Source organism: Streptomyces hainanensis, assembly GCF_004348415.1.
Classification (GTDB): domain Bacteria; phylum Actinomycetota; class Actinomycetes; order Streptomycetales; family Streptomycetaceae; genus Streptomyces; species Streptomyces hainanensis.
Map to the genome: position 1 here is coordinate 1 of NZ_SMKI01000329.1, position 8,970 is coordinate 8,970.

Below are 8,970 nucleotides of genomic sequence, written 5' to 3' on the forward strand. Positions count from 1 at the left end.
TCAGCCTATGCGACGGCTTTCGGAAGGCCGGACCCGCCGGGGCGGCGCCCGTCGAGTCGCGGACGACCAGCCCCGTCTCCAGGATCATCTGGGCAACCCCCCGCACGTCACCCGCCTCGTCGATCGCCTGCAGCAGCAGGTCGACCGCCGACCGCCCCGCCGTCTGCGTCGGCATCGCGATCGTCGTCAGTTTCGGCCGGTTCAGCCGGCCGGCCACCGTGTCGTCGACGCCGACGACGCTGACGTCGCGCGGCACCTCGGCGCCCTCCTCGGCCAGGCCCTCGATCGCGCCGATGGCCACCAGGTCGTTGTACGCGATCACGGCGGTCGCGCCGGCGGCGAGCACCGCCGCGGCGGCGCGGAAGCCGCCGTGTTCGGTGGGGGCGTTCGGACCGTGGTACGTGAGGTTGACGCCGTGCCGCTCGGCCGCGGCGCCCGCCGCGCTGCGGATCTGGCCGCTGGTCCAGGAGCCGCGGGGGCCGCCGAGCACGATCAGCCGCCGGTGGCCGAGTGAGGCGAGGTGGTCGACGGCCGCGCCTGCGCCGCTGCCCACGTCCATCAGTACCGCCGGCAGGCCCTTGACCCGCCGGTTCACCACGGCGAACGGCAGGTCGGCGCCGAGCCGGGCGATCGCCGTGTTGGAGAGCCGCGGGCTGACCAGCAGTACGCCGTCCACCTGCCGGGCGAGGGTGGCGATCAGTTCCTCCTCGACCCGCGGATCCTCGTCCGTGTCGGCGACGAAGACCTGGTAGCCGCGCACCCTGGCGTAGGACTGCGCGGCCTTGATCAACGGCGGGAAGAACGGGTTGGCGATGTCGGCGACGATCAGACCGAGATTGTTCGTCCGCCCGGTGGTCAACGCCCGGGCCGCCTGGTTGGGTCGGTAGCCCAGCTCGGCGGCCGCCGCGATCACCCGTTCCCTGGTCTCGGCGTTGACCAGGTTCGGCGCCGAGAAGGTGCGGGAGACCGTCGACACGTGCACCCCGGCGGCCTGCGCCACTTCTCTGATGGTCACCGCCACGCGATCACCGCCACGCGATCAGCTCCCCTGCGCTGTTGTCAGCGCCTTTCTCAGCCATGGCCGGCACCCTATCCTGCAAGCGGTTGTCATTGATACGTGCACGGACCCTTGACGTTTCCCCGGCCGTGGGCCATGGTCCTGCAACCGGTTGTAATCCATCGCGCGCTCGCACCCAACTCCGCCGTGGTGTCACGGAAAGGAGCGCTCTCCACATGTCCACCACTCAGGGAACGACCCTTGCCCCGCAGCTTCGCAAGCGACGGCGCAAGGAGGCGGTCGCCGCCTATCTGTTCCTCGCACCCTGGTTCGTCGGGCTCGTGGCCATCACCGCGGGCCCGCTCCTCAGCTCTCTCTACCTGTCCTTCACGGACTACAGCCTCATCGGCGACTCGCAGTGGGTCGGTTTCGACAACTACGTCGAGATGTTCACCGACGATCCGCGATTCCTGAAGGCCCTGAACAACACGGCCGTCTACGTCTTCGTCTCGGTGCCGCTCCAGTTGACCTTCGCGCTCGCGCTCGCGCTGGTCCTGGACCGCGGCGTCCGCGGCCTGCCGTTCTACCGGTCGATCTACTACCTGCCCTCACTGCTCGGCGGCAGCGTCGCCGTCGCCATCCTGTGGCGCCAGGTCTTCGGCTCCGAGGGTCTGGTCAACGAGGTCCTCGGCTGGTTCGGGGTGGAGGGCGAGAGCTGGGTGGCCCACCCGGACACCGCCCTCGGCACCCTGATCGTGCTGAACGTCTGGACGTTCGGCGCCCCGATGGTCATCTTCCTCGCCGGCCTGCGGCAGATACCCCGCAGCTACTACGAGGCGGCGGGCCTGGACGGGGCCGGCCAGCTACGGCAGTTCTTCTCGATCACGCTGCCGCTGCTGACCCCGATCGTCTTCTTCAACCTGGTCCTGCAGCTGATCAACTCGTTCCAGTCCTTCACCCAGGCGTTCGTGGTCAGCGGCGGAAAGGGCGGCCCTTCCGACTCCACGCTGCTGCTCACGATGCACATCTACCAGGAGGGCTTCGGCAACTTCCAGATGGGCTACGCCTCGGCGATGGCCTGGTTCCTGGTGGTCGTGATCGCGGTGCTGACCGGGGTGAACTTCCTGATGTCGAGGTATTGGGTCTTCTACAGTGACTAGTAACGCAGCCGCCAAACGCGCGCAGCGCGCCAAGACCAACGACACCCTGTTCGGCAGGGTGCTGCGGGCCCTCGCCGGCAAGAAGCTCCTCACCCACGCGGCGCTGATCGGCTTCGGTCTGGTGATGCTCTATCCGCTGCTGTGGATGGTCTCCAGCTCGTTCAAGCCGCAGGAGATCATCTTCCGCGAGCCCGGGCTGATACCCGGCGACGTCACGCTGGAGAACTACACCAACGGCTGGGACGCGCTGCAGTACCCGTTCAGCCACTACTTCCTGAACTCGGCGATCATCACGGCGGGTTCCATCGTCGGCAACCTGGTGGCCTGTTCGTTGGCGGCCTACGCGTTCGCCCGGCTCGAGTTCCCGCTGAAGCGCTTCTGGTTCGCGCTGATGCTGGGCTCGATCATGCTGCCGCTGCACGTGACCCTGGTTCCGCAGTACATCCTGTTCTCGGAACTGGACTGGATCAACACGTTCTATCCGCTGATCGTGCCCAAGTTCCTCGCCACCGACGCGTTCTTCATCTTCCTCATGGTGCAGTTCATCCGCACCCTGCCGAGGGAGCTCGACGAGGCGGCCGTGATCGACGGCGCCGGCCACTGGCGGATCTTCTCGCGCATCATCATGCCGCTCTGCACGCCGGCACTGGCCACCACCGCGATCTTCACCTTCATCTGGACCTGGAACGACTTCCTGTCCCAGCTGATCTTCCTGACCAGCCCCGACAAGCTGACCGTCCCGGTGGCGTTGCGCAACTTCCTGGACTCCAGCGGGGATTCGTCCTGGGGACCGATGTTCGCCATCTCGGTGCTCTCCCTCGGGCCGATCTTCGGCTTCTTCCTGGCCGGCCAGCGGTACCTGGTGCGTGGCATCGCCACCACCGGCCTGCGGTGACACCCGCAGCTCACCCCCACGCGTACTCACGACACGTAACAGACAAGGAGGTCTCCCGTGACGAGCAGCAGAAAGCACCAGTGGACCAGCGCGAGGAAGCTCGCCCCGGCGCTGCTGACGACCGGCGCCCTGGTCCTCACCACCGCGGCCTGCGGCGGCGGTGACAGCGGCGGCGGCGGCGATGACGGCCCCGTGACCCTGCGCCTCAGCTGGTGGGGGAACGACGTACGGCAGGGCCTCACCGCCGAGGCCGTCGCGCTCTTCGAGGAGAGCCACCCGGACATCACCGTCGAGCAGGAGTACGCCGACTGGGACTCCTACTACGACCGGCTGACCACCCAACTCGCCTCGGGCGACGCGCCCGACGTCTTCGCCACCGAGATCCGCCGGATGGGCGAGTTCGCCACCCGCGGCGCGCTCGCCGACATGTCCGAGCTGGTGGAGACCGGGGACATGGACCCGGAGATCCTCACCACCGGACAGGTGGAGGGCACCCAGTACGCCATCCCCACCGGCGCCAACGCCTTCGTGATCATGGCCAACACGACCCTGATCGAGGAGGCCGGCCTCGAACTGCCCGACGACACCACCTGGACCTGGGACGACTACCGCGAGTTCAGCGCCCAGGTCACGGAGACCGTCGGTGACGGCACCTACGGCACGCAGCTGAGCTGGAACGACGCCTACCTCAACATCTACGCGGCCCAGCGCGGCGAGTCGTTCTACGAGGACGACCAGATCGGCATGTCCGCCGAGACGGTCGCCGACTGGTTCGAGTACAACAACGGCCTGGTCGAGTCGGGGGCCACCCCGGACGCCTCGCTGAGCGCCGAGATCGGCAACACCAGCGTGGACCAGTCCCTGATCTCCACCGGCCAGGGCGCCTTCGGCATGTGGTGGAGCAACCAGCTCAACGCCGTCACCACCGGCTCGGGCTCGGAGATCGAGATCCTGCGCTGGCCCCAGGACTCCGGCGCGGTGAGCGGCGGCCAGTTCCTGCAGCCCACCATGTACTGGAACATCGCCGAGTCGAGCGGGCGGAAGGACGCCGCCGCCGAGCTGGTGGACTTCCTGATCAACGACCCGGAGGCGGCCGCCATCCTCGGCTCCGACCGCGGGCTGCCGATCAACGGCGTGGTGCGCGAGCAGATAGAGGCCGAACTGCCGGAGACCGACCAGCAGTCGCTGGCCTTCATCGACGAGCTCTCCAACGAGCTGGCCGACCCGCCGTCCGTCAACCCCGTCGGCGCCGGCGAGATCCCGGACATGCTCCAGCGGTACGGCGAGGAGGTCAACTTCGGCCGACTGTCGCCGCAGGAGGCCGCCGAGGCGTTCATCGACGAGGCCAACTCCTCGCTCGGCTGACCCGGCCCCCGGAGACGACCGCGCCCCCGCACCACCGCACCACCGCACCGCCACCACTCCCACCAGGAGAACCCCGGATGACACGCCGCTACGCAATCGTCGGCCTGGGCCATCGGTCTCGGATGTACGTCGACGCCCTGCTGGGCGACTGGAGCGACACCGGAGAGATCACCGCGCTCTGCGACCGCAACCGGACGCGGATGGACTACTACAACGAACGCATCGCCGCGACGGGCCGGGACTCCGTCCCGACCTTCTCGCCCGACGACTTCCCGGCCCTGCTCGAACGGGCCGACGCCGTCGTGGTCACCACCATGGACTCCACCCACGCCCACTACGTGTGCGCGGCCCTGGACGCCGGGCGGGACGTCATCGTGGAGAAGCCCCTGACCGTCGACGCGGAGAGCTGCGCCAAGATCGCGGCCGCCGCGGAACGCGGTCGGGGGCGGCTGGTGGTCACGTTCAACTACCGCTACGCACCCCGCAACTCGGCGGTGCGTGAGCTGCTGGCGGCGGGCCGGATCGGGGCGGTCACCTCCGTCCACTTCGACTGGTCGCTGGACACCATCCACGGCGCCGACTACTTCCGCCGCTGGCACCGGCAGGCCGAGAACTCGGGCGGCCTGCTGGTCCACAAGTCGACCCACCACTTCGACCTGGTCAACTGGTGGCTCGACTCCCACCCGGCGCTGGTCTTCGCCCAGACCGACCTGCGCTTCTACGGCGGCGAGGGGGCCGGCGTCGAGCAGTACGGCCCCCGCCCGGCGCGCGGCCAGGGCGCCCCGGGCCTGGGCACCGACCCGTTCATCCTCGACATCTCGGCCGACCCGCACCTCAAGCGCCTCTACCTGGACGCCGAGCACGAGGACGGCTACATCCGCGACCAGGACGTGTTCACCGACGGGGTCACCATCCCGGACAACATGTCGGTCCTCGTCCGCTACGGAAACCGCGCGCTGCTCAGCTACTCGCTCACCACGCACGCGCCGTCCGAGGGCTACCGGGTGGTCTTCACCGGGACCAGGGGGCGGATCGAGCTCGACGTGTGCGAGCGCGCCTGGACGCCGCCGCACGCGGCCGTCGACCCGACCGCGCACGGCAAGACCCAGAACGAGGGCACCTACGAGCGGCTGACCCTGCACGAGCACTGGAAGGAGTCCGAGGAGATCCCGATCGTCCAGGGCGCCGGCGGCCACGGCGGTGGCGACCGGCTGCTCCTCGACGACGTGTTCCGCGGCCCGGGCGACGACCCGCTGGCCCGCCAGGCCGGCTACCGGGACGGGATCCGCTCGGTGCTCACCGGCGTGGCCGCCAGCGAGTCGGCCCGCACCGGCGCACCGGTACTGCTCGGCGACGAGGGCACCCGACTCGTCGACGCCTGACCTCTCCCCTTCCCCCCGGCCGTCGGGGCCGGCCCCGCGCGGGCCGACCCCGACGGCCGACCTACACTCCACACCATGCATTCCGCAGGGGGCACGCCGGCCGTCGAGGCCGTCGGTCTGGTCAAACGCTATGGCGGCACGGCCGCGGTCGACGGGCTCGACCTGACCGTCCGCACCGGCACCGTCACCGCCGTCCTCGGCCCCAACGGCGCCGGCAAGACCACCACGATCGAGTGCTGCGAGGGCTACCGCGTCCCGGACGCCGGCCGCCTGAGGGTCCTCGGCCTCGATCCCGCCACCCAGGCCGCGACGCTCCGCCCACGGATCGGCGTGATGCTCCAGGAGGGCGGCATCTACCCGGGGATCCGGGCCCTCGAGATGCTGCGGCACGTGGCCGGTCTGCACGCCCACCCGCTCGACGTGCCCGAGCTCGCCGAGCGCCTCGGCCTCGACTCCTGCGGCCGCACCCCCTACCGGCGGCTCTCCGGCGGCCAGCGGCAGCGGCTCGCCCTGGCGCTCGCCGTCGTCGGCCGCCCCGAGCTGGTCTTCCTCGACGAGCCGACCGCCGGCCTCGACCCGCAGGCCAGGCACGCCACCTGGGACCTGATCCGCGAGCTGCGCGCCGACGGCGTGACGACCGTGCTCACCACCCACTTCATGGACGAGGCCGAGGAGCTGGCCGACGAGGTGGCCATCGTGGACGCCGGCCGCGTCATAGCGCACGGCAGCCCGGCCGAGTTGTCCCGCGGCGGCAGCGCGGACGTGCTGCGCTTCTCCGGCCGCCCCGGGCTCGACCTCGCCTCGCTGCGCGCGGCGCTGCCCGCCGGCAGCCAGGCCGAGGAGCCCAGCCCCGGCAACTACCGCATCACCGGCGACGTCGGACCGCGGCTGCTGGCCACGGTCACCGCCTGGTGCGCCCAGCACGGGGTGCTGGCCGACCGGATCAGCACCCGGCGGCACACCCTGGAGGACGTCTTCCTGGAACTCACCGGCAAGGAGCTGCGGTCATGACCGGTCGGCACACCCCCCGGCCCGGCGCGGCCCCGCTCCCCCGGATGATCGCCGCCCAGGCCGCGCTGGAGACCAGGATGATGCTGCGCCACGGCGAGCAGCTGCTGCTCACCGTCGTCATCCCGACCCTGCTGCTCGTGCTGTTCTCCACCGTCGACCTCGTCGACGTGGACGGGGAGCGCGTCGACTTCCTGACCCCCGGCGTCCTGGCCCTCGCCGTGCTCTCCACCGCCTTCACCGGCCAGGCCATCGCCACCGGCTTCGAACGCCGCTACGGCGTGCTCAAGCGGCTCGGCGCGTCCCCGCTGCCGCGCTGGGCGCTGCTCTGCGGCAAGACGGCCGCGGTGCTGGTGACGCTGGCGCTCCAGACGGTGCTGCTGACGGCGGCGGCGCTGGCCCTCGGCTGGTCCCCGCACGGCAACCCCCTTTCCGTCGTCGTCCTGCTGCTGCTCGGCACGGCCGCCTGCTCCGGGCTCGGCCTGCTGATGGCCGGCACGCTGCGCGCCGAGGCCACGCTGGCCGCGGCCAACCTGGTCTTCGTGCTGCTGCTGTTCTTCGGCGGGGTGGTCGTCCCGCTCGACGAGTTCCCGGACGGGGCGCGCGCCGTCCTCGGGCTGACGCCGCTCGCCGCGCTCTCCGACGGCCTGCGGGACGTGCTGCGGGACGGCGCCGCGATGCCGTGGGGCGACGCCGGCGTGCTGGCCGTCTGGGCGGTCCTCGCGCTGGCCGCAGCGGGCCGCTTCTTCCGCTGGGAGTAGCCGGCCGGGCCCCCGCGTGCCCCCTCGTGAAAAGTTGCACAAGCGAGGGGCATACGATGACCGGGTGCTGAAAGCAGTGCGAAACCCCCTCGCGTACATCGCCGAACGCTGGACGCCGCGGCCCGAGACCGTGCGCCGCGCGGCGCTCGCCGCGCTCCTCATGAGCGTCGTCATCATCGTCAGCGGCGGCGCCGTCCGGCTCACCGGCTCCGGCCTCGGCTGCGACACGTGGCCGCGCTGCAGCGACGACAGCCTGGTCGCCACCACCGAGATGGGCCTGCACGGCGCCATCGAGTTCGGCAACCGGATGATGACCTACGTGGTGTCCGCGGCCGTGGGCTGGTTCATCATCGCCGCCAGGTCGGCCGAGCCGGAGCGGCGGTCGCTGACCAGGCTCGGCTGGGCCCAGTTCTGGGTGGTGATGAGCAACGGGATCATCGGCGGGATCACCGTCCTGACCGAACTCAACCCGTTCATCGTCGCCGGCCACTTCCTGGCCGCGATGGCACTGCTCACGACGACGACGCTCGCCTGGCTCCGCACCCGCGAGGGCGACGGCCCGCCCCGCCCACTGGTCGGCCCGCCCGTCCGGCGCGCCGTCCTGGGCCTCACCGCGCTCGCCGCCTGCCTCGTGATCGCCGGCACCGCGGTCACCGGCAGCGGCAAGCACGCCGGCGACGACAGCGACATCGAGCGGATGCCGTTCGCCTGGGAGACGGTGACCCGGGTCCACTCGCTGCTCGCCTGGGCCGTCGTGCTCGGCGCGGTCGCCATCTGGATCGGCATGCGGCTGATGGACGCCCCGCCGGGACCCCGGGCCAGGGCCGGGGAGCTGATCCTGGTGCTGCTCGGCCAGGGGGTGCTCGGCTACGTCCAGTACTTCCTCGACGAGCCGGAGCTGCTGGTCGGCATGCACCTGTTCGGCGCGACGCTGGTCTGGATCGCCGCCCTGCGGCTGCTGCTCGCCATCCGCGAGCGCGAGCCCGTGGCGGCGACCGCCACGGAGCCGCCGGTGGCGGCCGCGTCCGTGGCCTAACCGCCGAGCTGGATCCCGGCCATCCGCCGCCACTCCCGCGGCCCGGTCCGCAACCGGGCCGCCAACTCCCCGTCGAACGCCTCCCGCACCTCGACCCCGGCCGCCTCCGCGGCCGCCTCGAGCACCTCACGGCCGGCCGCCACGACGTCCCCCCACGTGCCGTCCTCACCCACCAGCACGAGCCGGTACCCGCGGGCCCCGAGATAGGCGATCTGCCCACCGACCCCACCGGCCCCACCGTGCTCGTCGGCGAACCGTTGGACGGTCCTGGTCACGTGGCGCGCGGAACGCGAAGAAGAAGAGCGGTCAGCCATGGGGGTAGGTTACCGGCCAGTACGCCGTGGTGACAGGCCACGGGGGTTCTCC

At 71.1% G+C, this 8,970-nt stretch carries 9 protein-coding genes; 7 read left to right on the top strand and 2 right to left on the bottom strand.

The window, feature by feature from the left end; translation table 11 throughout:
- On the bottom strand, positions 1–1,015 hold a 1,015-nt coding region (locus E1283_RS25610), incomplete at its 3' end, for a LacI family DNA-binding transcriptional regulator (RefSeq protein ID WP_243745098.1).
- Positions 1,016–1,233: 218 nt separating this feature from the next.
- Between E1283_RS25610 and E1283_RS25615 the strand changes: the two genes are divergently transcribed.
- The 7 genes from E1283_RS25615 to E1283_RS25645 all read left to right on the top strand — a co-directional run bounded on the left by E1283_RS25615 (position 1,234) and on the right by E1283_RS25645 (position 8,604).
- Positions 1,234–2,157: a carbohydrate ABC transporter permease gene (locus E1283_RS25615; RefSeq protein WP_132820514.1), complete on the top strand. Its 924-nt coding sequence runs from the start codon at positions 1,234–1,236 to the stop codon at positions 2,155–2,157.
- A complete protein-coding gene (locus E1283_RS25620; protein ID WP_207930521.1) occupies positions 2,150–3,052 on the top strand; it encodes a carbohydrate ABC transporter permease in 903 nt (300 codons plus the stop codon). Before E1283_RS25615 ends, E1283_RS25620 begins: the two co-directional genes overlap by 8 nt.
- 57 nt (positions 3,053–3,109) lie before the next feature.
- Positions 3,110–4,417, top strand: coding sequence for an ABC transporter substrate-binding protein (locus tag E1283_RS25625; protein ID WP_132820515.1), 1,308 nt, complete (start codon positions 3,110–3,112; stop codon positions 4,415–4,417).
- Positions 4,418–4,494: 77 nt separating this feature from the next.
- Positions 4,495–5,799, top strand: coding sequence for a Gfo/Idh/MocA family protein (locus E1283_RS25630; protein WP_132820516.1), 1,305 nt, complete (start codon positions 4,495–4,497; stop codon positions 5,797–5,799).
- 75 nt (positions 5,800–5,874) lie between these two features.
- Positions 5,875–6,810: an ABC transporter ATP-binding protein gene (locus E1283_RS25635; protein ID WP_132820517.1), complete on the top strand. Its 936-nt coding sequence runs from the start codon at positions 5,875–5,877 to the stop codon at positions 6,808–6,810.
- Positions 6,807–7,568 carry an ABC transporter permease gene (locus E1283_RS25640; RefSeq protein WP_132820518.1) on the top strand — a complete coding sequence of 254 codons (762 nt, stop codon included), beginning with the start codon at positions 6,807–6,809 and terminating at the stop codon, positions 7,566–7,568. Before E1283_RS25635 ends, E1283_RS25640 begins: the two co-directional genes overlap by 4 nt.
- Positions 7,569–7,632: 64 nt before the next feature.
- Positions 7,633–8,604 (top strand): COX15/CtaA family protein, encoded by a 972-nt coding sequence (locus E1283_RS25645; RefSeq protein WP_243745099.1) that lies wholly within the window; start codon positions 7,633–7,635, stop codon positions 8,602–8,604.
- Here E1283_RS25645 and E1283_RS25650 read toward each other — a convergent pair.
- Positions 8,601–8,918 (bottom strand): hypothetical protein, encoded by a 318-nt coding sequence (locus E1283_RS25650; protein WP_132820519.1) that lies wholly within the window; start codon positions 8,916–8,918, stop codon positions 8,601–8,603. The two genes, E1283_RS25645 and E1283_RS25650, sit on opposite strands and share 4 nt — an antisense overlap.
- Positions 8,919–8,970: the final 52 nt, after the last annotated feature.